Source organism: Erythrobacter sp. HL-111, from assembly GCF_900105095.1.
Classification (GTDB): Bacteria; Pseudomonadota; Alphaproteobacteria; order Sphingomonadales; family Sphingomonadaceae; genus Erythrobacter.
In genome coordinates this window covers 1472180-1497703 of sequence record NZ_LT629743.1, presented here as the reverse complement: position 1 = coordinate 1497703, position 25524 = coordinate 1472180, and the positions used below count along the sequence as shown (strand labels likewise).

Here is a 25524-nt window from a genome sequence, read left to right as displayed (position 1 = left end):
AGAAGCGCCATGATCCATGCCGTAGAGCGGCCCCAGTCGGACCGGCCCGCGCACTGCGTTTCCGAAGAATACGACGCGATGTACCGCCGCTCGATCGAGGATCCCGACGGCTTCTGGCTCGAACAGGCGCGCCGGCTCGACTGGTACGAGGCGCCGACGAGGGGCGGCGAATGGTCGTGGGACCCGGTCGAGATCACGTGGTTCGCCGACGGCACGCTCAACCTGTGCCACAACGCGGTCGACCGGCATCTCGCCTCGCGCGGGGACACGCCTGCGATCATCTTCGAACCCGACGATCCCGCGGGCGAGGGCCGCACGCTCACCTACCGCGAACTCCACGCCGAAGTCGTGCGGATGGCCAATGCCCTGAAGGCGATGGGAGTGGCCAGGGGCGACCGCGTGACGATCTACATGCCGATGATCGTCGAGGGGGTGGCCGCCATGCTCGCCTGTGCGCGGATCGGCGCGATCCACTCGGTCGTCTTCGGCGGCTTCTCGCCCGAGGCGCTCGCCGGCCGGATCGAGGATTGCAGGAGCCGCTTCGTCGTCACCGCCGACGAGGGCCTGCGCGGGGGCAAGCGCGTGCCGCTCAAGGCCAATGTCGATGCGGCGCTGGCCGAACCCGACCACGACACCCCGATCGACGGGATGCTCGTCGTCCGCCACACCGGCGGCGAGATCTCCATGACCGATGGGCGCGACCACTGGCTGCATGAACTCGCCTCGGACGCGGAATGCCCGTGCGAGCCGATGGGCGCGGAAGACCCGCTGTTCATCCTCTACACCTCCGGGTCGACCGGAAAGCCCAAGGGCGTGCTGCACACGACCGGCGGCTATGGCGTGTGGACGGCGACGACATTCCACTACGTCTTCGACTACCAGCCGGGCGAGGTGTTCTGGTGCACCGCCGACATCGGCTGGGTCACCGGGCACAGCTACATCGTCTACGGCCCGCTGATGAACGGGGCGACGCAGGTCGTCTTCGAAGGCGTGCCGAGCCATCCCGATCACGGCCGGTTCTGGGACGTGGTGGACAAGCACGAGGTGAACATCCTCTACACGGCCCCCACCGCGATCCGCGCCCTCATGCGCGAGGGCGACGGGCACGTCACCAGCCGCAAGCGTTCCTCGCTCCGCCTGCTCGGCAGCGTGGGCGAGCCGATCAACCCGGAGGCGTGGCGCTGGTATTTCGAGGTCGTGGGCGAAGGGCGCTGCCCGATCGTCGACACCTGGTGGCAGACCGAGACGGGCGGGGTGATGATCACCACGCTGCCGCAGGCGCACGACATGAAGCCTGGCAGCGCAGGGCTCCCGTTCTTCGGGATCCGGCCGCAGCTCGTCGACAACGAGGGCGCGGTGCTCGACGGGGAGGCGGAGGGAAACCTGTGCATCACCGCCAGCTGGCCCGGCCAGGCGCGCACGGTCCATGGCGACCACGATCGTTTCGTGCAGACCTATTTCACCACCTACAAGGCAAAGTATTTCACCGGCGACGGGTGCAAGCGCGATGCGGACGGGTATTACTGGATCACCGGCCGGGTCGATGACGTCATCAACGTCTCGGGCCATCGCATGGGCACGGCCGAGGTCGAAAGCGCGCTGGTGCTCCATCCCAAGGTCGCCGAGGCGGCCGTCGTCGGCTACCCGCACGACATCAAGGGGCAGGGCATCTACTGCTACGTCACGCTCAACGCGGGCGAGGAAGGCTCGGACGAGCTTCACGCCGAACTGCGCGCCTGGGTGCGGCAGGAGATCGGCCCGATCGCCTCGCCCGACCACATCCAGTTCACCGACGGCCTGCCCAAGACCCGCTCGGGCAAGATCATGCGCCGCATCCTCAGGAAGGTGGCCGAAAACGATTACGGCTCGCTCGGCGACACCACGACGCTCGCCGATCCCTCGCTGGTCGATCGCCTGATCGAGGGGCGCCGCAACCGCTAGGGCCATCCGCGATGCGCATCATCCTCGCCGACGATCACCCGCTGTTCCGCGCCGCGCTGCGCCACGCGGTGACGCAGGTGTGGGAAAGCGCCGAGGTGGTCGAGACGAATTCCGCCACCACGGCGCGCGAGGCGCTGGAGGACGCGGGAGCGGACGGGGCGGAGGCGCTGCTGCTCGACCTTCACATGGAGGATTCGAGCGGGCTGTCGGTGCTGATGGACCTGCGTCAGGATTTCCCCGCGCTCCCCATCGCGATCGTCTCGGGCAGCGAGGAACCGCGCGTCGTCGCCGCCGCGCGCCAGCTCGGCGCGGCGGCGTTCATTCCCAAGTCGTCGAGCCTCGAATCCCTGCGCGAGGCGCTCGCCGCGGTGAAGGAAGGGGACCTGTGGTTTCCGGCAAGCGAGGGGCAGGAGGACGAGGATCTCGTCCGCATCGCGAGCCTCACGCCCGCCCAGCGCCGCATCCTCGGCTTCGTTCGGCGGGGACTCCTCAACAAGCAGATCGCTTACGAACTCGGCATCAGCGAGGCGACGGTCAAGGCGCACGTCACCGCGATCTTCCGCAAGCTGGGGGTCGGCAACCGGACGCAGGTCGTGCTGCTCGCGGCAAAGCTCGACGTCGATCAGCCGGCCACCGATCCCGCCACCGCCTGAACGCCCCTCGCCGCCCGCCGCCGCGCGAGGCAGGTCGAAATGAGCGCGCGCAGGGCCGCCGGGGAGGACGGCTTGAGCAGCCGCTCCGCCCCCATCCGCGCCGCCGCCGCAGCGGTTTCGGCCGAAGCTTCCGCGGTCAGCAGGATCGCGGGCGGGCACGCGCCCCAGCGTTCGCACAGCGCACCATAGGCCGCATCGCCCCGGTCGCGCTGCTCTAGCCGGTAGTCCATGATGACGACGTCGGGCACGCCGGTGCCGAGCGCGGCCTCGCGCGATGAGGCGCAGACGACCTCGAGCCCCCACTTGCCGAGCAGCGCGGCCGTCGCGCTGAGGGCGGCGGGATCGTTGTCGACCACCAGCACGCGGGCCTCGGCAAGCTTGCCGGGCGGCCGCCCCGCGGGCACCGCTCCCTGCGGCGCGCGCCATTCGAGCACCGGCATGTGCAGCGCAAAGCGGCTGCCCCGGCCCGGCACCGACCGCGTCTCGACCTCGATCCCGAGCAGGCGCGTCGCCCGCCGCACGATCGCGAGCCCGAGGCCGAGCCCTTCGCGGTCTCTCGAGGCGCCGCGGTTGAATTCCTCGAAGATCGCATCGAGGTCGGCCTCGGCGATGCCGCGCCCCGTGTCGTGAACGCACAGCCTGACCGCTTCGCCCGCGCGCCGCACGCCCAGCAGCACGCCCCCGGTGGTGGTGTAGCGCACGGCGTTGCTGACGAGATTGCGCAGGATGCTGGCGAGGAGCGCGCGGTCCGTCATCGCCCAGGCGCTGGTCCGCACCCGGCCCAGCGTCAGCCCCTTCGCGGCGGCCTGGACCGCGAATTCGCGTTCGACCTCGGCGAAGACCTCGTCGAGCGCGACGGGTTCGAGCCGCGGTTCGATCCCGCCGCTGTCGAGTTTCGAGATGTCGAGCAGAGCGCGGATCAGCCGGTCGGCCGAGGCGATCGCGCCGTCGAGATCGGCGACGAGGCGTTCGAGGTTCTCCCGCCCCGCAACCTCCTCGCCCAGCGCCGAGGCGAACAGGCGCGCGGCGTTCAGCGGCTGGATGAGATCGTGGCTGGCGGCCGCGAGAAAGCGGGTCTTCGACCGGGTCGCGGCCGCGAGCGCCTCGTTCGCCGAGATCAGCTGGCGGGTACGTTCGGCGACCTTCTCCTCCAATGCCTGTTCGGCCCGGCGGTCGGCGGTGATGTCGGTGTAGCTCGTGGTGTAGCCGCCGCCCGGGGTGGGGGAGCCGATGATCCTGAGCACCCGCCCGTCGTGCTGCTCGCGCTCGATCCGGTGATGGCGGCCTTCGCGCATGTAGGCGAGCCGGCGTTCGACCTGGGCCTCGATCTCGCCTTCGGGCAGGTCGCCGCCGCGGCGCAGGTTGAAACGGATGAGATCGGCGATCGGCGTGCCGACCGCGACGAGGTCCTCTGGCAGGGCGAAGATCGCCTCGTAGCGGCTGTTCCACGCGACGAGGCGCATCTCGGCGTCGACCAGCACGATGCCGGTCTCGATGTTCTCGATCGCTATCTGGAGGAGGTCGCCGCTGAAGGAGAGACGCCGCGAGGTCTCGTCGAACATGGCGACGACCTCGGGCAGCGAGATCGGTTCGCCCTGCAACCACGAGGCGACGAGCATCCGCGCCGAAGACGTGCCCACGACGCCCGAAATCGCGCGCTCGGCAAGCTCGATCGCCTCGCTGTCGACCGGATCGCCCGCGCGCCGTTCGGGGCCGAGCGCCTGTTCGGCGCGCTCCGGACCGATGAACTGGGCGAGCAGGGCGCGAAGGTCCGCGATCCGCATCCGCGTGGCCGGGCGGGGGCGCAGGCCGGGGCTCGGCGTGCCGACGAAAGCCGCCGCCTGGGCATGGTCCAGGAGGCACGGGCGGAAGGCGGCCGAACCGGCCCAGTAGGCGAGCGCATTGGCGGCGAGCGAGAGCACCACGCCCGAGACGAGCGGGTCCTCGTGCACCGCGAAGACCGGCGGCGCGCCGGTGGCGAGCGGGAGCAGCAACAGGCCGCCCCACCCGGCGAGGCCCAGCGCCAGCCCGGCGAACATCCCCGCCCGGTTCCCCGCCCGGCTCACCATCCCGAACACCAGCCCCGGCGCGAACTGCGCGACCGCGGCGAAGGCGATCGTGCCGAGGCTCGCCAGGTTCGCCATCGCCCCCAGCGCGAGATAGAACAGATAGGCCGCCGCAAGCAGCAGGGCGACGACCACCCGCCGCGTCGTCAGCAGCCGGCGGGCCAGTCCGGCGCGTTCGGCCGGCGCATCGAAGGCGCGGCGAAAGGCGAGCGGGGCGACGAGGTCATTGGTGATCATGGTCGAGAGCGCCACGCTCGAGGCGACGATCATGCCCGCCGCGGCCGAGAACCCGCCGAGGAAGACGAGCAGGGCGAGCGTGTCGTTCCCGTTCGCCATGGGCAGGGCAAGGACGATGGTGTCGGGGTCCGTCCCCGGCGGGAGCACCGCGAGGCCCGCCAGCACGATCGGCACGATGACGAGCGCGGTCAGCGCGAGATAGGCGGGAAAGACCCATTGCATCGCCGGGCTCGCCCGCTCCGAAGGCGCTTCGACGAAGGCCATGTGGAACTGGCGCGGCAGGCACAGCGCCGCCGCGCCGGCGATGAGGGTGAGCACGGCGAAGCGCGCGTCGAGGTCGGCGGCGGCGAACACCGGCGCTGCGGGCACGGATGGCTCCGGCGCATCGAGCAGGAGGACCGCGGCAAGCCCCGCCACGGCGACGAGAGCGACGAGCTTCACCCCCGCTTCGACCGCGATGGTGAGGACAAGCCCGGCATTGTCGCCCGCCGTGTCGGCCCGGCGCGAACCGAACAGGATCGCGAAGAGGCCCATCACCGCCGCCATCGCCGCGACCAGTTCCTCCGCCCCGATCCGGCTGTCGAGCCCCGGCGAGAGCAGCATCAGCGAGGCGCCGAGCGAGCGCAGCTGGAGCGCCATGTAGGGCAGCGCGCCGATCGTCGCGATCACCGTCACCGCTGCCGCTACTCCCGCGCTCTTGCCGTAGCGGGCGGAGAGGAAATCGGCGATCGAGGTCGAATGCTGCGCCTTCGACTGCGCGAGGATCCGCCGCACGAGGCCGAAGCCCAGGGTGAAGACGAGGATCGGCCCGAGGTAGATCGGCAGGTATTCGAGCCCCGCGCTCGCGGCGGTCCCGACCCCGCCGTAGAAGGTCCAGCTGGTGCAATAGACCGCGAGGCTGAGACCGTAGACCCAGCCCGCCCCGCGCGCGTTTTCCTCTCGCGGCTGGCGATCGCGCACGGCCGCGAGCCAGAACAGGCCCGCGAGGTAAAGCGTCGCGGCCGCGATCGCGGCGCCTAGCAGCATGGCTCCTTTCTCCCCGCGGGAAAGGCTACGCGAAAAATGCGGGCGCGCAAGCGGGCGTCACGCAAAAGGGCGCCGCCTTCGCGCGGGAAGGCGGCGCCCCTGGCGGCCCTTTCGGACAGGATCAGTGCGCGTGCGCTTCCCCCGCACCGCGCGGCACGCGGATCGAATCGACCAGCGTGCGGACCTCGGCCGGGGTCTTGGCGGTGACGCTCGCCACCGCCATGGCGATGCCGAAATTGACCAGCATCCCGATCACCCCGATGCCTTCGGGCGAGATCCCGAACAGCCAGTTCGCCGCCACGTTCGTCTCGGGCGCGACGAACTTGAACCAGACGATGTAGCCGAAGGTGAAGACCAGCCCCGAGACCATCCCCGCGATCGCGCCTTCCCGGTTCATCGACTTGAAGAAGATGCCCATGAAGATCGCCGGGAACAGGCTCGCCGCGGCGAGGCCGAAGGCGAAGGCGACGACCTGCGCGACCCAGCCGGGCGGATAGATGCCGAGATAGCCCGCGACGAGGATCGCCGCGCTCGCCGCCCCGCGCGCCGCGAGCAGTTCGTTCTTGGCCGAGATGTCGGGCTTGAAGGTCGATTTCAGCAGGTCGTGGCTGACCGAGGAGGAGATCACCAGCAGCAGGCCGGCCGCCGTCGACAGCGCCGCCGCGAGGCCGCCTGCGGCCATCAGGGCGATGACCCAGCCGGGCAGGTTGGCGATTTCCGGATTGGCGAGGACCATGATGTCGCGATCGACATAGACCTCGTTCGCGGTGTCCGGGTTGGGGGCGTTGGCGACCACACGTTCGCCCGAAGGTCCGCGCTCGCCGGTGAATTCGGGCTTGCCCGCGAAAGGTTCGCCCGCGCGGTACTGCATCACCCCGTCGCCGTTCTTGTCCTGCCAGGCGATGAGGTCGGCGCCTTCCCAGTTGGTGAACCAGCTTTCGGCCTGTTCGTAGGGCGTGCCATCGGTCTTCTCGATGAAGTTGTAGATGCCCATCGCCCCGATCGCGGGCGCGGTGGTGTAGAGCAGCGCGATGAAGACCAGCGCCCAGCCCGCCGACTTCCTCGCATCCGATGCCTTGGGCACGGTGAAGAAGCGCACGATCACGTGCGGCAGGCCGGCTGTACCAACCATCAGCGCGAGCGTGATGCAGAACATGTCGATCGTGCTCTTGCGCCCCTCGGTATAGGCGCCGAAGCCCAGTTCGACGAGCACGTTGTCGAGTTTCTGCAGGACATATTGCCCCGACCCGTCGTTCAGTTCCGAGCCCAGCCCCAGCTGCGGCACGGGATTGTCGGTCAGCATGAAGCTGATGAAGAAGGCGGGCACCATGTAGGCCGCGATCAGCACGCAATATTGCGCGACCTGGGTGTAGGTGATCCCCTTCATCCCGCCGAGCACGGCATAGACGAAGACGATCCCCATCCCGATGATGACGCCCATCGTGATGTCGACCTGGAGGAACTGGGAAAACACGATCCCGACCCCGCGCATCTGCCCGGCGATGTAGGTGAAGCTGATGAAGATGAGGCAGATCACCGCGACCACGCGCGCGGTCTTCGAATAGTAGCGCGTGCCGATGAAATCGGGGACGGTGAACTGGCCGAATTTCCGCAGGTAGGGCGCCAGCAGCAGGGCCAGCATGACGAAACCGCCGGTCCAGCCCATCAGGTAGACGCTGGCGTCATAGCCCATGAAGGCGATGAGGCCCGCCATCGAAAGGAAGCTCGCCGCGCTCATCCAGTCGGCGGCGGTCGCCATGCCGTTGACCACCGGGTTCACCCCGCCGCCCGCGACGTAGAATTCCTTGGTCGAACCCGCCCGGCTCCAGAGCGCGATGCCGATGTAGAGCGCGAAGCTCGCCCCGACGAAGAGATAGATGAGTGTCTGCGTTTCCATGGCGATGCCCCCTCAGTCGTCGAGATCGTACTTGCGCTCGATCTGCTTCATCCGGAAAACGTAGAAGAAGATCAGCCCGATGAAGACGTAGATCGAACCCTGCTGGGCGAACCAGAAGCCCAGCGGGTATCCCCCGATGAGGAACTGGTCGAGCCAGTCGCGGATCAGGATCCCCGCCCCGAAGGAGCAGGCGAACCAGATCGCCATCAGCGTGACGAGGAGGCGGAGGTTCTCGCGCCAGTAGGCGCTTTCCGGGGCGCTCGTCTCGGCGGTGCGGGGCGCGTCCCCGGTGCCGTGGTCGAGATCGCCGGGTCCGGCGGTCGGCGTCGTATCGTCCATGATTCCTCCCCTGTTCGCCTGTCGGTCGTGCCGCAGTGTGCCCCGAAGGCTAGGCCAAGGCGCGAGGCCGAGGGAGAGCGACTTTAGTCTAAGCCGCCCGCCGGGGCGCGCTCAGATCGCTTCGAGCCGGGCGAGGATGATGTCGGCGGGCAGGCGCGTGAGCTGCGCCTGGAACAGTTCGGCGGCCGCGATCGCGTCGGTCAGCGCATCATGCGCGGCGTATTCGGGCAGGCCATAGCGCGCCCTTGCCGGCCCGAGCCGGTAGGCCTCGCTGTCCGTCAGGCCGGGATGGAGGTGCTGCTCCAGCCGCAGGGTGCAGATCGCGCGGATCGGCAGGCGGACCCCGAACAGCGCGCGCGCGGCATCGCCGAGCGCGGTGCGCTCGATCGCGGCGGCGTGGGCGACCATCACCCGCCCGGCGAGCGCGCGCACGAGCGCCTCGGTCACTGCGCCGAGCGGGTCGCCCCGGCTGGCGCGCTCCTCTCCGATGCCGTGGATCGTCACCGCCGTCCGGTCGAGCGTCGCATCGCTGCGAATGTCGCGCGAAACCGCGTCGGCAAGGGTGATCGCGGAGGCGGTGAAGGGGGTCCAGCCGGCCTGGAGCAGGTGCGCCCCGCGGCGCAGCCCGTCGAGCTCGAAATCCACCGCGAGGAACGGCGCCGCGCGGGCCGGGCAGTCCTCTGCGGGCCAGTCGGCGGCGGCATAGGCGGCGAGCGCGGCGGAACCCCCGGCGGCCTCGGCGAGAGCGGCGCGCTCGCGCTCGAACCGCCAGCGGCCGAACAGGCTCACGCGATGCCGCCCGCGTGGTTGCGTCGCAGCCCGTCGAGCCCGCGCCGGATCACCGCGAAGGCGTCCTTGAGGTATTCGCGTTCCAGCGGGGAAAGGTCGTGCGGGGCGATCGCGTTCGAGGGCGCCTCGCCGCGGCGGGTCGCGGCGGCCTGGCGGGCGATCCTGAGGTCGTTCACGAACAGCATCGCGTCGCCGAGACTGCGCGCGTCCTCGCGGTTCATGCGGCCCGCCTCGGCCAGCGCCTCCAGCCGGGCGAGCGTACCGACCGCCTCGATGCCCTCGGCCAGCGCAAGCGTGCGGGCGATATCGACGATCGGCATGATCGCCCGGGCCTTGGCATCGAACACGCGCGCCCCGTCGGCCGCCCGGTCGAGCACGAGGTTGCGGAAGATGCCGAGCGGGACGCGGGTGCGCTGCGCGTCGCGGGCGAGATAGCTGACGAACAGCGGGCTCGCCCGGCAGGCCGCCACGACATCGGCCCGGAGATCGGCGGCAAGCGCCGCCTCGCCGTGGACGCAGCGCATGTCGAAGAAGATCGTGGCCCTGAGGATGCGGTCCTCGTCGGGCTCGGCGATCCAGCCGTGATAGCGCCGCCGCCAGTCCGCCAGGCGCAGGCGCTGGTCCGGCTCCTGCGCCATCACCCCGCCCTTGCAATAGGCATAGCCGCAGGCATCGAGCAGCGCGCACAGCCGATGCGCGAAGGCCGCGAACCATTCCTCGCCCGCGGCATCGCAATCGTCGGAGAAAATGAGGCCGTTGTCCTGGTCCGACCCGACCAGCTGCTCCTCCCTCGCCAGCGAGCCGAAGGCGACCAGCGCATAGGGAAAGGGGCGGGGGCCGAGGGCTGCGCAGGTCTGCGCCTCGACCAGTTCGGCGGCGCGGCGGTGGACGGCATCGCCCAGCGCCGAGGTGAAGCGCATCAGGTGGCTCGCATGGACGCCCGCCTCGACCATCGCGGCGAAGCTCTGCGGGATGGAGCGCGCGGCCTCGACCAGTTCCTCCGGGGTGCGCGCCCGGGCGATCGCCATGCCCGTGTCGATCGCGCTGCTGCCGATCGCGGCGAGGATGTCGGTGGCGCTGAGGATCCCCTTGAGCCTGCCCTTCGCATCGACCAGCGGGACATGGCGAAAACCGCCGCGCGCCATCATCGCCATCGCTTCGGCGAGCGCGCTGTGGTCGGGCAGGGTCTGCGGCCGCGCCGTCATGACGTCGGCGATCGGGCGGGCGAGGTCGGTGCCGGGCGAGACCACCCGGCGCCGCAAGTCCTTGTCGGTGAAGATGCCGACGAGGGCCGCGCCTTCACACACCGCGAGCGTGCTGACATCGCGTTCGTGCATCAGCCGCACCGCCTCGATGATCGGGGTTTGCGGAGCGCAGGTCACCGGCGCCGTGTGGCCGACCAGTTCGCCCACGGGCCGCGACTTGAGCTCGAACCCGCGCGCGTCGCCCCGCTGTTCGAGCGCGTGGCGGATGCGCTCCGCCTCGTCGGCGACGAAGAAGGCGCGAAAGGCGGCGTCCTCCTCGCGCAGCTGGTGGAAAAGGCCCGCGGGAATGGCATAGAGCAGCGTGTCCTCGATCGCGCGGGCGGTGTTCCGCGCCTCGCCGCCGCGCAGCAGGGAGGGATAGGCAAAGCACGACCCCTGCCCGAGCCGCGCGGTCAGTTCCTCGCCCGCCAGCAGCAGTTCCACCGCGCCCGAGCGGATCAGGTAGAGCCGGTCATTGGTCGAACCCGCCTCGATCACGATCTCGCCGCGCTTGCGATAGCTCACCTCGACCGCGCGCGAGACCTTGGCGAGCGCGTCTTCGGCAAGGCCGCCGAAAGGCGGGGTTTCGCGCAGGAAGCTGGCGATCGCGCCGATTTCCATGGGCCTGGCCGGTGCCTTTCTTCTCACCCCCCGCAGCGGCAGCGGCAGCGGCAGGGGCAGGGGGCAGGCGATACCACCATGCGCGCGCAAGGTCGCTAAGACTTTCGGCGGGGTGCGGGCCTATTCGAGCCCGAGTTCGTCGAGATGCATCGTCGCCGCGTTGTAGCTGGCCGTGGCGAGGCGGCCGATGAGGTCCGCCTGGATCGCACGGATCTGGGCATCGGCGGCGCGCTCCTCGCGCAGGTTGACGAGGAAGAAATCGCCCGCGCCCAGGCGGAACCGCTTGCGTTCGGCCTCGACCATGGCGGTCGCCTGGCGCACTTCGTCGTCGGCGAGGTCCGCGAGGCGCAGCGCGGCGTCGAGATTGGTCAGGATGTTGTCGAGTTCGACCGAGATCTCGTCCGCGATCCGGCGCTGTTCCAGTTCGCGCGCGCGCAGTTCGGCCTCGGCCCGGCGCAGCCGCCCGCGCGCCTCGCGCCGCTGGAGCGGGACGGTGAAGGTGAGCCCGACCACGGTGTCGGTCGAATCGAAGCTCGGCCCGCCATCGCCCACGGGGCCGAAATCGCGCGACAGCTCGACCTCGAAATCGAGCCGGGGCTTGAGGTCGTTGCGCCGCAGTTCGACCCGGTTCTCCGCCCGCTCGATGGCGAGCCTGAGGGTTTCGAGCTCGGGCCGTTCATCGATCACGAAACGGCGCCGGTCGGCGATCAGTTCGGTCACGTCGGGCAGGCTGTTGAGGACCTCCGCGCTCGGCAATTGCTCGCGCGTGGGCACGATCAGGTTGCCGTCGGTGTCGCGCAGGTAGAAGGACAGGCTGTTCGACGCGGTCAGGAAATCGCGCCGCGCTTCCTCGAGCAGGCTGCGGCGGCGGATGAGGTTCTGCTCGTTCTCGGTCAGCGCGATCGCGGGCAGGGCGCCCTCGCGCACCTGCCGGTTTAGCCCGACCGCGCGCGCCTCGGCGATTTCGAGCAGTTCCTCGTAGACGCGGATCTCGTTGCCCGCCGCGACCCAGGTCCAGTAGGCCTGCAGCGCCTCGAACTGCACGTTGAGCTGGACGAGCAGGATGTCGAGCCGCGCCTGGCTCGCCGCGAGCCGCGTGTCCTCCACCGCGAAACGGCGGTTGTCGATGGTGCTGTCGCGCAGCAGCGAAAGCAGCGCGCCGACCTTGAATTCGCCCAGTTCGTTGGTGTTGAAGACGTTTTCGTAGATCGGGAAATCGCCGTCGGAGAGCCGGTAGCTGCCGAACACCTTGGCGCCGAAGGGGCGCAGCGGCTGGGTCGCCTCGAATTCGGCGAAGCCGCCCGAATAGAACCCGCTCACCCGGTCATAGGCCCGCGCATCGAGCATGAGGTCGAACGCCCCGTCCGCGGCGAGCCGGTCGCCGCGCGCGGCCGCTTCGCGCTCGAAGCTCTCGAGGATGGCGGGGAAGGTCAGCGCCGAGGAGCGCAGCACCTCGTCCGGCAGGAGCGGGCCGGACTTGAGCGCGTCTTCGATCGGATCGCCGACTGCTTCGATGTCCTGCGCCGCGAGCGGCGCGTGCGGCGCCGCGGCCAGCGCAAGGGCGAGGGCGAACCCGAGCGCGCCCGCGGTGCGCCGGAGGACCTCCGGACGGTGCCGTCCGGCCGGTTTTTCGCACCCCTCCGCCATGGTCAGGCAGGCGCCCCCGCCGGTCCCGACCCCGCGGGAAGTTCGGGCGGGAAATTGTTGAGCTGGCGCCAGATCTCGTAGCCGACCGGGACCGTCTCGAGCAGGATCCACGCGCGCACCGAGGCGCCGAAGCGGGCATAGCGTTCCTTGGGCCAGGGGTGGGGATCGGACTTGTCCTCCGCGATCAGGACGCGGAAGCGCCCGTCCGCCTGCGCCGACTGGTCGACCGCGGTGACGATCCCGCCGAAGGTGCCGACCGCGATCGAGGGCCAGCCGCTGAACTGGACCACGGGCCAGCCCTCGAACTGGATGCGGGCCGGATCGCCGGGCTGGACGAGGCCGACGTCGCGCCCGTCGACGAAGATCTCGACGACCCGCTCGGCCGACAGCGGCACGAAGGTCACCAGCGGATCGCCCGCATTGACGATCGTCGCCACGTCGCCGGCGTTGACGCTCTGGATGAAGCCGTCGCGCGGCGCGGTGACGACCTGCGAGGACTGGCGCGAGAGGCTGACCTGGGTGCGGGCGAGGTTGGCCTGCGCCTCCGCGACGCCCTGGCGCATCTGGTCGACCCGGATCTGCGCCTGTTCGTAATCGCGCCGCGCGGCGAGCCCTTCGCGGAAGAGCTCGGCCATGCGCCGCTCGTCGATCTGGGCGGTGGCGAGCGCGTTCTGCGCCGCCTGGAGCTGGATTTCGACCTGCTGGCGTTCGGCCTCGAGCCGTTCGACCAGCCGCGGGTCGATGTCGGAGATGCGCGCGATCGGGTCGCCCTTCTTCACCTGGCTGCCGTCGCGCACGAAGAATTCGTCGATCCGGCCGGAGACGAGCGCGTTGATTTCCTGCTGGCGCTCGTTCGGGTTGAGCGTGGTGACGACGCCCTGTCCGCTGGTGGTCTGCACCCAGGGCACGTAGATCAGGAAGCCCACCGTCGCGATGAAGCCGATCAGCAGGATGAGGAACACGGTCCGCATCACGCGCGGGGTCTTGACGCTTTCGAGCGCGGTGAACTGCGGGATGTCGTTGACGAGCACGGCCATGTCCTATTCCCCGACCATGTTCGCCCGGGGGTTCGCCCTGGGGTTCACCTTGCCGCCCGCGCCTTCGGCCTTGAGCAGGCGTCGCCCGCCCGGGCGGCGCGGCGGTTTCTGGTTCACGGCCAGGCGGAAATCCTCGAAATCGGCGAAATAGCGCTGCTGCTTCGCCTCGATGTAGAGGAAGCGGTCGAACCCCAGGTCGATCCGCCGGTTGGAAAAGCAGATCACGGTGGTGTAGGCCTGTTCGCGCAGTTCGTTGACGGCGCGGGAGAGATTTTCCTCGTCGATCAGGTCGAACAGGCGCGAGAGCACCAGCACGCGCGGCTGTTCGAGCAGCGCGTTGGCGAGCTTGAGCTGCTGGAGTTCGACCGAGGACAGCGGATAGCCGGTCGAGGCGATCGGCGTGTCGAGCCCCTTCTCGAAGGTCGAGATCGTGTCGCTCAGCCCCACCGTCTCGAGCGCGGCGACCATCCGCCGGGTCGCGCTTTCGGGACAGGCGAGGCTGAGGTATTCGCGGATCGTCATGCCGACGAAGGTCGGGCGGTCGAGCACGTGGATGTTCTTGCGAAGATTGTGCGCCTCGATGTTCATCAGGTCGATCCCGCCCATCGTGGCGAAACCGCTCTTGGGCAATTCGTGCATCTTCAAGAGGTTGGTGAAGAGCCGCTGGACCCCGTGATGGCTGGCCGCGGCCATGACGATCGCGCCCGAGGGGATTTCGAGGTTGAACACCGCGTCCTCGTTCCGCGCGCGCCCGCGCACGCCTTCGAAGACGAGCGTGTGATCGTCGCCGTGCATCGGGTCGGCGCCGGAAGGCTCTTCCTGCTCGACATCGTAGAACAGCGAGATTTCCTCGACCGCGGCGCACAGGTCGTAGAAATAGGGCAGGTAGCTGCCGAGCTGGGCGACGCCGAAAAAGGCGACCGAGAGGACAAGCTCGGCCGCGACCAGCTGGCCCAGCGTCAGCTCGTTCTGGATGACCAGCCATCCCCCGAGACCCAGCAGGACCGCGCTTGCCAGGGCGTAAAGGAACAGGAACGAGAGCGCCTGCGAAAAATGCTGGCGGAAATGCCGCTTGCGCTCGGCCAGGTAATTGGCCGTGAAATCATTCGTCCGGTCGAAGGCGTAATCGATCCGGCGCTGCGACTTGAAGAAGCCGTTGGAGCCGCCGATCGTCTCGACCCAGGCGGCGGTCGCGTGCTTGGCATGGGAAAGGTCGATCCCGGTCCTGATCGCCTTGTTCCCCCAGATCAGCCAGATCGCCCAGATCATCCCCGCCATGACGATCGTGAAGAGCAGGAACAGGGGATGGTAGAGCGAAACGAGGATGAAGCCGACCACGATCTGCAGGACCACGGTGAAACCGCTGAGGAACAACACGGGCGCAACGCTCTGCACGACGGTGACATCGAAATAGCGATTGAACAGGGAACCGCGGTTCGTGTCGTTGAAGAAGGGGTTCTGGGCGTGAACCGAGATCAGGGCGATTTCCGCCACCATGCGGGCGTAGAACCGCCGCGCGAACAGTTCCATCAGGTGGATGCGCAGGGCATAGAGCAGCCCCGAGATCATCAGCAGGCCGAACAGCGTGAGCGAGAGCACCACCAGCGGCGCGGTGAGCGCGGTGTTGGCGATCGTGTTGACGAGCATCTGCACCGAGATCGGCGTCGCCAGCGACAGCAGGCTGATCCCGACGCCGTAGACGACCGCGAGCCAGTAGAAATTGCTTTCCGGCTGGAGGATGTCGAAGAAGCGACGAAAGAACTTCACCAAAGAGATGCGGTCGCCGTAGGTGTGATTCAGGGCTGACATTTACCTGTGTTCCGTTCGCCTAGTAGCCGGGGGCAGGCCGATGCCCGAAGCGTCCGGTCGGGACATCCCGCAGCGCAAGGTCAAACCGCGATAAGGAATATCGTCTGATCCGAAGGCCGCGATGCACCGTTCGACGCGAAAAATCCCTTCCCGAAGCGCAAATCCGGCGGTCCGGCGACACGACCGGACGTTTCCTTGTGCATCTGCGAAGTGTCTTTTTTCATGCCCTTTATCAAGCCCGGATTGAAAAAACGTGTCCACCATCCACGCAAATCCGCCCCTTGCGAAGCGGTGCAATGTCGCTTGCGCGATGCTAGGTGCGAGATTGACCATAGCTGAACCGGTCCGCGCGGTCACCCGAACGCGGCGGACCGCACGAAGGAGCTTCGCGTGAGCCAGACCGCCACCCCGCTTTCCGCCACCCCGCTTTCCGCCACCCCGCTTTCCACCCCCCTGCTGTCCGCCTTTGCCGCGGCGCCGGTCGTCCCGCTCGTCGATACCGGCGATGCAGGCGAAGCGGTCGCGATTTCGCGCGCGCTACTGCGGGGCGGGCTCGCGGTGCACGAAGTGGTGCTGCGAAAGCCCGGTGCGATGGATGCCATGCGCGCGATGGCCGGGCGCCGGGCGGAGATCGGCGAAGGGCTGATCGTCGGGGCGGGCACGGTCCTCACGCTCGACCAGGCGAAGGCGGCGCGCGATGCGGGCGCGCAGTTCATCGTGTCGCCGGGCCTGCTCGACGAGATCGCGCTGTGGTGCATCGAGGAGGGGCTCCCGGTCCTTCCCGGCACGGTGACCGCAAGCGAGGTCCAGCGCGCCCATGCGCTCGGCCTGCGCGCGGTCAAGTTCTTCCCCGCCGCGCTCGCGGGCGGCGTGCCGCTGCTCAGGGCGCTGTCCGCGGCCTTCGGCGCGATGCGGTTCGTGCCGACCGGCGGCATAACGGCAGCGAACCTTGCCGACTATCTCGCGCTGGAGAGCGTGCTTGCCTGCGGGGGAAGCTGGCTGACCCCGGCCGAGGCCGTCGCGGCGGGCGATTACGACGCGGTCACGCGGCTCGCGCGCGAGGCGGTCGACACGGCCCGCGCGGCGCGGGGCTGAACGGCGCGCGGGAAGGATGGGCGCGGCGGTGCGTCACCTGCTGCTGATCGGCGGCGGCCATGCCCATGTCGCGGTGCTGGCCGACTGGATCCGCCGCGGCCCGCCCCCGGATGCGCGCGCCACCCTGCTCACGCCCCATCCGGCCCTGCGCTATTCGGGCATGGTGCCGGGCTGGATCGCGGGCGAGCACGAGCGGCTGCGCGGCATCGTCGACCTTGCCGGACTGGCGGCGGCGGCGGGGGTCGAACTGGTGCTGGGCCGGGCGGTCGCGATCGACCCGGGCGCGCGCCACGTCACGACCGCGGCGGGCAATCGGATCGGCTTCGACCTCGCCTCGCTCGACACCGGCGGGGTGGGCCACGCCGCGCGGACCCTCGGCGAGGATCCCCGCCTCCTGGAGATCCGCCCGATCGAGCGTTTCGTCGAACGGCTCGATCAATGGCGCCGCGCCCGGGCCGGGGACAGGGTGCGCGCGGCGGTCGTCGGGGGCGGGGCAGGGGGCGTCGAGCTCGCGCTTGCGCTTCGCAACCTCGCAGGGGCCGGAACGCGGCCCGAGGTGACGCTTGTCACGGGAAGCGCGGGGCTGCTGCCGACGATGTCGCGCGCCGTTCGCCGGACGACGCGGGGCGAACTCGCGCGGCAGGGGATCGCGGTGATCGCCGCGGATGCGCGTTTTCGGGACGGCGCGCTGATGGCCGGCGGGGCCTCGCTCGAACCGCTCGACCTCGTCATCGCCGCGATCGGCAGCGCGGCGCCCGAATGGCCGGGGGCGGGCCGCCTTGCGACCGACCGGGCGGGCTTCGTCGCGGTCGATGAATTCCAGCGGTCGGTATCGCACCCCCACGTCTTCGCCGCCGGAGACGTCGCCGCGCGGGCCGACCGGGACGTGGCCCATTCGGGCGTGCACGCGGTCTTCGCCGGGCCGAAGCTCGCCGCGAACCTGCGCGCCGTGCTGGGCGGAAGGGAGCCGGCCGCAAGCTACCGTCCGCGCTGGAACAGCCTCTATCTCCTCACCACCGGCGATGGTCGCGCGATCCTCAGCTACGGGCCGATCGCGGCGAAGGGGTGCTGGGTCCGCGCGCTCAAGCGATGGATAGACTTGCGCTGGATCGACACCTACGCAAGGTCCGCGGGCGGGGCGTAACCGTGGCTCGTTTCCTTTCGTACCCGTCCTCATGGGAGCCTTGATGAAGAAAGCGCTGGTCATCGGTCTGATCGCCGCGCTGGTGGCGGCCTATTTCCTGTTCGATCTCGGCCAGTACCTGACGCTCGACGGGGGCAAGCGGGTCGCGGGGACCATCGACGCCTTCTATGCCGAGAACCCGGCGCTGGTGATCGGCGGCTTCTTCCTCGCCTATGTCGCGGTCACCGCAGCCTCGCTGCCGGGCGCGGCGGTGATGACGCTCGCGGCGGGCGCGCTGTTCGGGCTGGTGCTCGGCACCGTCATCGTCTCCTTCGCTTCGACCATCGGGGCGACGCTCGCCTTCCTCGCCTCGCGCTACGTGCTGCGCGACTGGGTCGAGGCGCGTTTCGGCAAGCGTCTGAAGGGCGTGAACGAGGGGCTCGAACGCGACGGCGCATTCTACCTCTTCACCATCCGCATGATCCCGCTCTTTCCCTTCTTCGTGGTGAACCTCGTCATGGGACTGACGCGGATCCGGACCTGGACCTTCGTGTGGGTGAGCCAGGTCGGGATGCTGCTGGGGACGCTCGCCTACGTCAACGCGGGGACGCAGCTGGGGCGGATCGAAAGCACCAGCGGGCTGCTCTCCCCCGGGCTGATCGGGTCCTTCGTCGTGCTCGCCTTCGTGCCGTGGATCGGAAAGGGCATCGTCGGCCTGATCCGGCGGCGGCGGGTCTATCGCGGCTTCGCGCGGCCCAGGCGGTTCGATCGCAACCTCGTCGTCATCGGGGCAGGTTCGGCCGGGCTGGTCGCGGCCTATATCGCGGCGCAGGTGCGCGCGGGCGTGACGCTGGTCGAGGCGGGGGCGATGGGGGGCGACTGCCTCAACACCGGCTGCGTGCCGTCCAAGGCCCTGATCAAGACCGCCAAGGCCGCGGCGACCATGCGCCATGCGGACCGCTACGGCCTCGTGCCCGTCGAACCGCAGGTCCCCTTCCGCGAGACGATGGCGCGCGTGCGCCGGGTGATCGAGACGATCGAGCCGCACGACAGCGTCGAGCGTTACGAGGGGCTGGGCGTCGACGTGGTCAGGGGCCGGGCGCGGATCACCGACCCGTGGACGGTCGAGATCGCGCGCGAGGGGGGCGAAACGCAGCGCCTTGCCACGCGCAGCATCGTCATCGCGACCGGGGCCGAGCCGGTCGTCCCGCCGATCCCGGGGATCGAGGAGAGCGGCTATCTCACCAGCGAGACCCTGTGGGACGCCTTCGCCGAACGGGACGAGGTGCCGCGCCGGATCGCGGTGCTCGGCGGCGGACCGATCGGGTGCGAATTGTCGCAGGCGCTGGCCCGGCTGGGCGCGCAGGTGACGCAGGTCGAACAGGGCGAGCGCGTGCTGGCCCGCGAGGACGAGGATGTCTCCGACCTCGCCCGCGCCGTGCTGGAGGAGGCGGGCGTCAGGGTGCTGACCGGCCACGAGGCGGTGCGCTTCGAAGACGGCGCGCTGATCGCGCGGGGCGCCGGGGGCGAGGTCCGGATCGCCTACGACGCCCTGATCGTCGCGGTCGGGCGCAAGGCGCGGCTGAGCGGTTTCGGGCTGGAGGAACTCGGCATAGACACCGACAGGACCGTGAGCACCGACGAATTCCTCGCGACGAAATTCCCCAACATCTACGCCGCTGGCGATGTCGCCGGGCCGTTCCAGTACACCCACGCCGCAAGCCACCAGGCCTGGTATGCCAGCGTCAACGCGCTGTTCGGCCAGTTCAGGCGGTTCAGGGCCGATTACCGCGTCATGCCCGCCGTCACCTTCCTCGACCCCGAATTCGCCCGCGTCGGCCTCAACGAAAGCGAGGCAAAGGAGCAGGGCGTCGAATACGAGATCACGCGCTACGCCATCGACGAACTCGACCGCGCCATCGCCGAGAGCGAGACGAGGGGCTTCGTCAAGGTGCTGACGCCGCCCGGCAAGGACACGATCCTGGGCGTCACCATCGTCGCGGCGCACGCGGGCGAATTGCTGGCGGAATACGTGCTGGCGATGAAGCACGGTATCGGTCTTAACAAGATCCTCGGCACGATCCATTCCTACCCCACCATGGCCGAGGCGAACAAATACGCCGCCGGCGACTGGAAACGCGCGCACAAGCCCGAGCGCCTGCTCGCCTGGGTCGAACGCTATCACCGCTGGCGGCGCGGGTGAGCGCGGAACTGTTCGACCAGCTGCGCGGCATCCTAGGCATCGCCGTGCTGCTCGCCATGGCATGGGGGCTGAGCGAGGACCGCGCGCGCGTGCCCGGCTGGCGCTGGATCGGCGGCGCGCTGCTGCTGCAGGGCGCGCTCGCGCTGCTGATCGTGCGCGTGCCCTTCGTCTGGACGGCGATGGGATACGCCAATGCCGCCGTCACCGCGATCGAGCGGGCGACGCTCGAAGGCTCCTCCTACATGTTCGGCTATCTCGGCGGCGCGCCCCTGCCCTTCGAACCGAAGGACGGCGGCGCCCCGCCCGTCATCATCGCCTTTCAGATCCTCCCGCTCGTCATCGTGTTCTCCGCGCTCGCCGCGCTGCTGTGGCACTGGGGCGTGCTGCGCTGGCTGGTGAACGGGCTTTCCTTCCTGCTGCGCCGCACGCTCGGCGTGAGCGGGGTCGTGGGCCTGTCGGGCGGGGCGAACCTGTTCCTCGGCGTCGTCGAAAGCCCACTGGTGGTGCGCGCCTATTTCGCCCGCATGAGCCGGGCCGAGCTGTTCCAGGTCATGGTGCTTGCCATGGCGACGATATCGGGCGCGATCCTGATCCTTTACGCGACCACCCTGTCGGCCACGGTTCCCGATGCGGTCGGCCACATGATCTCCGCCTCGCTCGTCTCGCTCCCCGCCGCGCTGCTGGTCGCCAGGCTGATGGTGCCGGGCACGCCCGATGATGCGGCGACCGAAACCGCCGGGGACGAGCCGGGCCTGCGCTACGAATCCAGCATCGACGCCATCGTCAAGGGCACGATGGACGGGATGCAGCTCTTCCTCGCGGTCATCGCGGTCATCATCGTGGTCTTCGCGCTGGTCGCGCTGGCCGACCAGGCGCTCGCCCTGCTGCCGGCGGTGGCGGAAGAACCGCTGACGCTCAAGCGCCTCTTCGGCTGGCTCTTCGCGCCTTTCATGTGGCTCATCGGCGTGCCCTGGGCCGAGGCGCAGGCGGCCGGCGCGCTGATGGGGACGAAGGCGATCCTCAACGAATACGTCGCCTATCTCGAACTCGCCGCGCTGCCCGCGGGCACGCTGGGGACGCGCGGCCTCCTCATCGTTACCTACGCCCTGTGCGGCGTCGCCAACCTCGCCAGCGTCGGCCTGCTCGTCTCGACCATCGGCACGCTCTGCCCCGAACGCCGCGCCGAGGCCGCCGGGCTCGGCATCCGAAGCTGGATCGCGGGCAACCTTTCGAGCGCGATGACGGGGGCGTGGGTCGGGCTCGTCACGCTCGGCGGATAGGGCGGGGCCGGGCGCGCGGCGCGCCCCGTTCTTTCCTACGCCGGTCCGGCGCGCTATCCCCCGCCGCTGCCCCCGAAGAGCGGGGCCGAATGGAGCAGATGATGCCTTTTCGCCTCCGCCCGCGTGTCCGTCCGCTGCCGTTTTTTCGCGCATTTCTTCGTGAATACAGGGCCTTGCGGGGCGAGGGTAAAGTTGACAGGGTGTCAACTTTGTCACCTTTTCGGCCCGCGAAAGGGGCCTAGGGGCGTGTTCGACGCGAAGCTGCGCCCGCTGATCGACCCGCCCCTGAACCGCGCCGGGCGCGCGCTCGCGCGGCTGGGCGTCACCGCCAACGCGCTGACGATCGCGGGCCTGGCGCTGGGGCTGGCCGGGGCCGGGGCCATCGCCTCGGGGGCGATCGGGGCGGGGCTGGCGTTGATCCTCGCCAATCGTCTCATCGACGGGCTCGACGGGGCGGTGGCGCGGGCGCGCGGCCCGACCGCCTTCGGCGGCTATCTCGACATCGTCGCCGATTTCGCCTTCTACGTCTCCGTCCCGCTCGGCTTCGGCGTGCTGGCAGATGCGAACACGCTCCCCGCGCTGGTGCTGGTGGCGAGCTTCGTGCTGACGGGCGTCAGTTTCCTCGCTTTCGCCACCATCGCCGCCACGCGCGGCGAGGAGACTGCGGCGCATGGGCGCAAGAGCTTCTTCTATTCGACCGGTCTTGCCGAAGGGGCCGAGACGATCCTCGTCTTTGCGCTGATGTGCCTGTTTCCCGCGTGGTTCGGCGTCATCGCCTATGCCTATGCGGGCCTGTGCGTCCTCACCGTCTTCCAGCGCAGCGCGATGGCGCTGGCGCAGTTCCGGTGATCGCGCGTTACAACCGTTCGGCGATCGCCGCGCGCAGGTCGCGCAGCCGATCGGCATTGGCGCCGAGGTCGCTCTGCCCGACCCGGCTGACCGAGCGCAGGTCGATCTCGCCGTTCGCGACGCGCGCCACCACGTCGTCGCGGAAGCCGAACCAGAAGGTCTCGGCGACGCCTTCGACCCGGCCCGCTTCCGCATCGACCCGGATTTCGGCGAGGCCCAGTTCCTCCATCGCCGCGCGCACCGCCTCCAGCGCCTCGGCGGACGAAGCGGTGCCGAGCGGGACCGGGCGCAGATCGGGATAACGTTCGGCGATCACCTCGGCATGGCTCTGCGCCGCAAGCGCCGGGTCGGCGGAGCGCCACATTTCGAGCTCGCCCAGCGGCACGGAATAGTCGTTGAGCGGGTTGGCCCCGACCCTGGCGCGAGCGTCGAGCGTGGCGGGCGAGAACCGGGGCGGGTCGGCGGTGTCGGTCGCGATGTCGTGGATCGGGTTCGCGCTGCCCTTGCCGGCGGCGGACAGCCCGAGCCCGACGAAGCCGAGCGGGATCAGGAGCGCGATCAGCGCGAGCGGCCAGCCGGCGCGCGGGGGTTTCCTCAGGATGAGAACCAGCGAAACGATCGCCAGCAGCGCCGTTCCACCGACCAGCAACGCGCCCCCGCCGAAAGTCAGCGGGAGGAGGCCGATCTCCCAGCTCCACAGGCCGAACTTCGTGCCGAGCGCGGTGACGGCGAGATAGACCGGGATGAACAGGGCGAGACCGAAAACGATTCGGGCGTGCAGGGGCGGTTTTGTCTCCATGCGCGCTGTTTAGCGCCTCGCCCGCCCGGAGCAATGGTGCGGCGCGACGCGCGGCATGGCTTGCAATCCCCCGCGGGTCCGGGCAATCCTTGCAGATACGCACCGGTCATCGTGCGTTGTCGGGTCTGAGGTTCGTGGGGGCGCGAAAGCTTATCGGCATCGAGCTCCCGCTTTTCATGGCCTTTAATCTGGTTTAATGCCCGCGGCTTCGCGGGAGGTTTTAGTCCAAAGAGGGAAAATCCATCATGAAGCGTACCACTCTCCTTAGCGCCGTGGCGCTCGCCAGCCTCGTGACGCTGTCGGCCTGCGGTGGCGGCAATCAGGAACCCGCCCCGGCCGCCGAGGAAACCGAGGAAGCCGAGGCCGCGCCGGTCGCCGAAGAGACTGCCCCTGCCGAAGAGGAAGTCGCCGCGGTTCCCGAAGTCGAAGCGAACGGCACCGTGCACGAAGTCGAGATGCTCACCCGTGACCCCGACGGCAGCGGGCTGCAGGTCTTCAAGCCGCGCCTGATCACCGCCGAAGTGGGCGACACCGTCACCTTCGTGCCGACCGATCCGACCCACCAGTCCTCGTCGATCCCCGAAATGATGCCTGCCGGCGTCGAAGGCTGGGAAGGCGAGATCAACGAGGAAGTCAGCTACGTCCTGCCGACCCCGGGCATTTACGGCTACAAGTGCGTGCCGCACTACGCCGCGGGCATGATCGGCATGATCGTCGTCAAGGGCGAAGGCATGACCGCGAATCTCGAAGACGCCAAGGCGGCGAGCCATCCGGGTCTCGCCGGCCGCGAATTCAACGAGATCTTCGAACAGGCCGAAAGCGAGGGCATGTTCTCCTCGTAAGGCTTTCGCCTTGCCGACAGGCCTTTGGGAAAGGGGCCGGTGCGGGAAGCCGCACCGGCCCCTTTTGCATTGGACCCCCGGAAACATCCCGTTTTCCGCTCGTTGGATGAAACGTCATGCGGTATGCTCTGCATGGCCATGACGGTAGGGAGGGAGAAGAGGAGCATGAACAAGCGCACTGCGATGACCACCCTGCTGCTCGGCAGCGGTCTTGCCCTTGCGGCCTGCGGCGGGCAGGCGGACGAAGAGGCCGGTCCGGCGGACAGGGCCGAAACGGTCGAAGCCGAGCCGGCCCCGCCGCCTGCCCCCGAACCCGAGGCCCGACCCGATCTCGCCGAAGTCGCCCTCGATGATCTTGCGCCCGATGCCGCGGCCGGCAAGACGGTCTTCACCAAATGCATGGCCTGCCACGCGATGGAGGAGGGAAGGAACCGCGTCGGTCCGCATCTTCACGACGTCGTCGGACGGGAAGCCGGTTCGGTCGCGGACTTCAACTACTCGGACGCCAACAGGAACAGCGACATTACCTGGAGCAGGGAAGTGCTGTTCGACTACCTGGTCGCGCCGCAGGAGTATCTCCCCGGCACGCGCATGGCCTTCCAGGGGATCAAGGACCCGCAGGACCGCGCGGATCTCATCGCTTATCTCGAGGCGAACGGCGAAGTCTGATCGGATCGAAGTCTGATCGGGACGACGCGCTGCGCCGCCGGGAACAGTCGAGCGATGAAGGGGCGGCAGGCCAAAGGCCGCCGCCCCTGTCGCCCCTCCCGCCCCGGGGCGGAAACTCGTTCGGCGATCAGGCCGCGGTCGCCATCCGCGCCAGCTCGCACTGGGACCAGATCTCGGACAGCGCGTTGATCAGCCGGTCGATGTCGCCGTCGCTGTGGACCGGCGAAGGGGTCAGCCGAAGCCGCTCGGTCCCCACCGGCACGGTCGGGTAGTTGATCGGCTGCACGTAGATGCCGTGATTGTCCATCAGCCAGTCGCTGATCCGCTTGCACTTGTGCGCGTCGCCCACCATCACCGGGATGATGTGGCTCGGATTGGCGAGGTGGGGGATGCCCATGATGTCGAGCTTGCGCCTTACCTGGGCGACCCGATCCTGGTGCCGTTCGCGCTCCTCGTTGCTTTCCTTGAGGTGCCGGATGCTCGCCGCCGCGCCGGCGGCGACGGCCGGGGGCAGGGCGGTCGAGAAGATGAAGCCGCTGGCGAAGCTGCGGACGAAATCGACGAGGTTCGCCGAGGCCGCGATATAGCCGCCCATGACCCCGAAGGCCTTGCCGAGCGTGCCCTCGATCACGGTGATCCGGTCCATCAGCCCTTCGCGCTCGGCGATCCCGCCGCCGCGCGGGCCGTAGAGGCCGACGGCGTGGACCTCGTCGATATAGCTCATCGCCCCGTGTTTCTCGCACACGTCGAGGATGTCGGCGATGGGGGCGATGTCGCCGTCCATCGAATAGACGCTCTCGAAGGCGACCAGCTTGGGAACCTCCGGCCCGTAATCGGACAGGAGCTGGTCGAGATGCTCGACGTCATTGTGGCGGAAGATCTTGTAGGGCGCGCGCGAATAGCGGATGCCCTCGATCATCGAGGCGTGGTTGAGCGCATCGGAAAACACCACGCAGTCCGGGATGCGTGCGGCCAGCGTGCCGATGCCCGCCCAGTTCGAGACATAGCCGCTGGTGAACAGCAGCGCCGCTTCCTTGCCGTGAAGGTCGGCGAGTTCCGCCTCGAGTTCGACATGGTAGTGGTTCGTGCCCGAGATGTTGCGCGTGCCCCCGGCACCCGCGCCGCATTCCTCGAGCGTGGCGTGCATCGCCTCGAGCACCTTGGGATGCTGGCCCATGCCGAGATAGTCGTTCGAGCACCAGACGGTGACCGCCTGCGTGTCCGTTTCGCCGACGAAGCGCGTCGCGTGCGGGAACCGCCCGCGGTGCCGCTTGATGTCGGTGAACACGCGGTAGCGCCCTTCCGCGCGCACGCCATCGAGCTCGCTGGCGAAAAAAGCTTCGTAGTCCATGGGCAGT

The 25524-nt window shown here is 69.2% G+C and carries 19 protein-coding genes; 9 read left to right on the top strand and 10 right to left on the bottom strand.

Features of this window, described 5'->3' with window-relative positions:
* The first annotated feature begins 9 nt into the window (after window positions 1-9).
* Complete coding sequence (acs, locus tag BLU08_RS07120; protein WP_090197405.1) at window positions 10-1941, top strand: acetate--CoA ligase; 1932 nt, start codon at window positions 10-12, stop codon at window positions 1939-1941.
* Window positions 1942-1952: 11 nt separating this feature from the next.
* The gene (locus tag BLU08_RS07115) at window positions 1953-2594 is read left to right on the top strand and encodes a response regulator transcription factor (RefSeq protein WP_090197401.1); all 642 of its coding nucleotides are present in this window, start codon (window positions 1953-1955) and stop codon (window positions 2592-2594) included.
* Here BLU08_RS07115 and BLU08_RS07110 read toward each other — a convergent pair.
* The 8 genes from BLU08_RS07110 to BLU08_RS07075 form a co-directional block, all read right to left on the bottom strand.
* Window positions 2564-5923, bottom strand: a complete 3360-nt coding sequence (locus BLU08_RS07110; protein ID WP_090197396.1) for a PAS-domain containing protein — start codon at window positions 5921-5923, stop codon at window positions 2564-2566. The two genes, BLU08_RS07115 and BLU08_RS07110, sit on opposite strands and share 31 nt — an antisense overlap.
* 121 nt (window positions 5924-6044) lie before the next feature.
* Entirely contained in the window at window positions 6045-7820 is a 1776-nt protein-coding gene (locus tag BLU08_RS07105) for a sodium:solute symporter family protein (protein ID WP_090197393.1), read from the bottom strand.
* 12 nt (window positions 7821-7832) lie between these two features.
* Window positions 7833-8159 carry a DUF4212 domain-containing protein gene (locus tag BLU08_RS07100; protein ID WP_090197388.1) on the bottom strand — a complete coding sequence of 109 codons (327 nt, stop codon included), beginning with the start codon at window positions 8157-8159 and terminating at the stop codon, window positions 7833-7835.
* A gap of 111 nt (window positions 8160-8270) precedes the next feature.
* The gene (locus tag BLU08_RS07095) at window positions 8271-8948 is read right to left on the bottom strand and encodes an exonuclease domain-containing protein (protein ID WP_090197386.1); all 678 of its coding nucleotides are present in this window, start codon (window positions 8946-8948) and stop codon (window positions 8271-8273) included.
* On the bottom strand, window positions 8945-10813 hold the full coding sequence (locus tag BLU08_RS07090; RefSeq protein ID WP_090197381.1) for a DUF294 nucleotidyltransferase-like domain-containing protein: 1869 nt from the start codon (window positions 10811-10813) through the stop codon (window positions 8945-8947). Before BLU08_RS07090 ends, BLU08_RS07095 begins: the two co-directional genes overlap by 4 nt.
* 120 nt (window positions 10814-10933) lie before the next feature.
* Window positions 10934-12460: a TolC family protein gene (locus BLU08_RS07085; protein WP_090197378.1), complete on the bottom strand. Its 1527-nt coding sequence runs from the start codon at window positions 12458-12460 to the stop codon at window positions 10934-10936.
* Between the two features lie 2 nt (window positions 12461-12462).
* Complete coding sequence (locus BLU08_RS07080; protein WP_090197375.1) at window positions 12463-13497, bottom strand: HlyD family secretion protein; 1035 nt, start codon at window positions 13495-13497, stop codon at window positions 12463-12465.
* Window positions 13498-13500: 3 nt separating this feature from the next.
* A complete protein-coding gene (locus tag BLU08_RS07075; RefSeq protein ID WP_090197372.1) occupies window positions 13501-15306 on the bottom strand; it encodes an ABC transporter ATP-binding protein in 1806 nt (601 codons plus the stop codon).
* Between the two features lie 390 nt (window positions 15307-15696).
* Here BLU08_RS07075 and eda point away from each other — a divergent pair, with 390 nt between their 5' ends.
* The 5 genes from eda (at window position 15697) to BLU08_RS07050 (ending at window position 21856) form a co-directional block, all read left to right on the top strand.
* Window positions 15697-16401, top strand: a complete 705-nt coding sequence (eda, locus tag BLU08_RS07070) for a bifunctional 4-hydroxy-2-oxoglutarate aldolase/2-dehydro-3-deoxy-phosphogluconate aldolase (protein ID WP_197676901.1) — start codon at window positions 15697-15699, stop codon at window positions 16399-16401.
* Between the two features lie 28 nt (window positions 16402-16429).
* Window positions 16430-17545 carry an FAD-dependent oxidoreductase gene (locus BLU08_RS07065; RefSeq protein WP_233996130.1) on the top strand — a complete coding sequence of 372 codons (1116 nt, stop codon included), beginning with the start codon at window positions 16430-16432 and terminating at the stop codon, window positions 17543-17545.
* Window positions 17546-17588: 43 nt separating this feature from the next.
* On the top strand, window positions 17589-19727 hold the full coding sequence (locus BLU08_RS07060) for an FAD-dependent oxidoreductase (protein WP_090197361.1): 2139 nt from the start codon (window positions 17589-17591) through the stop codon (window positions 19725-19727).
* On the top strand, window positions 19724-21007 hold the full coding sequence (locus BLU08_RS07055; protein ID WP_233996129.1) for a NupC/NupG family nucleoside CNT transporter: 1284 nt from the start codon (window positions 19724-19726) through the stop codon (window positions 21005-21007). Before BLU08_RS07060 ends, BLU08_RS07055 begins: the two co-directional genes overlap by 4 nt.
* A 246-nt stretch (window positions 21008-21253) precedes the next feature.
* The gene (locus tag BLU08_RS07050; protein WP_090197355.1) at window positions 21254-21856 is read left to right on the top strand and encodes a CDP-alcohol phosphatidyltransferase family protein; all 603 of its coding nucleotides are present in this window, start codon (window positions 21254-21256) and stop codon (window positions 21854-21856) included.
* Window positions 21857-21863: 7 nt separating this feature from the next.
* On the opposite strand, the gene BLU08_RS07045 is transcribed toward BLU08_RS07050, so the two are convergent.
* Entirely contained in the window at window positions 21864-22655 is a 792-nt protein-coding gene (locus BLU08_RS07045) for a DUF1499 domain-containing protein (RefSeq protein ID WP_090197350.1), read from the bottom strand.
* 245 nt (window positions 22656-22900) lie between these two features.
* Here BLU08_RS07045 and BLU08_RS07040 point away from each other — a divergent pair, with 245 nt between their 5' ends.
* Both BLU08_RS07040 and BLU08_RS07035 read left to right on the top strand, forming a co-directional pair.
* A complete protein-coding gene (locus tag BLU08_RS07040; RefSeq protein WP_090197347.1) occupies window positions 22901-23497 on the top strand; it encodes a pseudoazurin in 597 nt (198 codons plus the stop codon).
* Between the two features lie 165 nt (window positions 23498-23662).
* Window positions 23663-24166 (top strand): cytochrome c family protein, encoded by a 504-nt coding sequence (locus BLU08_RS07035; protein WP_233996128.1) that lies wholly within the window; start codon window positions 23663-23665, stop codon window positions 24164-24166.
* Window positions 24167-24293: 127 nt separating this feature from the next.
* Here BLU08_RS07035 and hemA read toward each other — a convergent pair whose 3' ends face one another.
* A complete protein-coding gene (gene hemA / locus BLU08_RS07030) occupies window positions 24294-25517 on the bottom strand; it encodes a 5-aminolevulinate synthase (protein WP_090197344.1) in 1224 nt (407 codons plus the stop codon).
* Window positions 25518-25524 lie beyond the last annotated feature (7 nt).

Coding starts and splice junctions, on each gene's coding strand:
- acs (WP_090197405.1), top strand. CDS start 10: ATGATCCATGCCGTAGAGCGGCCCCAGTCGGACCGGCCCGCGCACTGC.
- BLU08_RS07115 (WP_090197401.1), top strand. CDS start 1,953: ATGCGCATCATCCTCGCCGACGATCACCCGCTGTTCCGCGCCGCGCTG.
- BLU08_RS07110 (WP_090197396.1), bottom strand. CDS start 5,923: ATGCTGCTAGGCGCCGCGATCGCGGCCGCGACGCTTTACCTCGCGGGC.
- BLU08_RS07105 (WP_090197393.1), bottom strand. CDS start 7,820: ATGGAAACGCAGACACTCATCTATCTCTTCGTCGGGGCGAGCTTCGCG.
- BLU08_RS07100 (WP_090197388.1), bottom strand. CDS start 8,159: ATGGACGATACGACGCCGACCGCCGGACCCGGCGATCTCGACCACGGC.
- BLU08_RS07090 (WP_090197381.1), bottom strand. CDS start 10,813: ATGGAAATCGGCGCGATCGCCAGCTTCCTGCGCGAAACCCCGCCTTTC.
- BLU08_RS07085 (WP_090197378.1), bottom strand. CDS start 12,460: ATGGCGGAGGGGTGCGAAAAACCGGCCGGACGGCACCGTCCGGAGGTC.
- BLU08_RS07080 (WP_090197375.1), bottom strand. CDS start 13,497: ATGGCCGTGCTCGTCAACGACATCCCGCAGTTCACCGCGCTCGAAAGC.
- BLU08_RS07075 (WP_090197372.1), bottom strand. CDS start 15,306: ATGTCAGCCCTGAATCACACCTACGGCGACCGCATCTCTTTGGTGAAG.
- BLU08_RS07060 (WP_090197361.1), top strand. CDS start 17,589: ATGAAGAAAGCGCTGGTCATCGGTCTGATCGCCGCGCTGGTGGCGGCC.
- BLU08_RS07045 (WP_090197350.1), bottom strand. CDS start 22,655: ATGGAGACAAAACCGCCCCTGCACGCCCGAATCGTTTTCGGTCTCGCC.
- BLU08_RS07040 (WP_090197347.1), top strand. CDS start 22,901: ATGAAGCGTACCACTCTCCTTAGCGCCGTGGCGCTCGCCAGCCTCGTG.
- BLU08_RS07035 (WP_233996128.1), top strand. CDS start 23,663: ATGAACAAGCGCACTGCGATGACCACCCTGCTGCTCGGCAGCGGTCTT.
- hemA (WP_090197344.1), bottom strand. CDS start 25,517: ATGGACTACGAAGCTTTTTTCGCCAGCGAGCTCGATGGCGTGCGCGCG.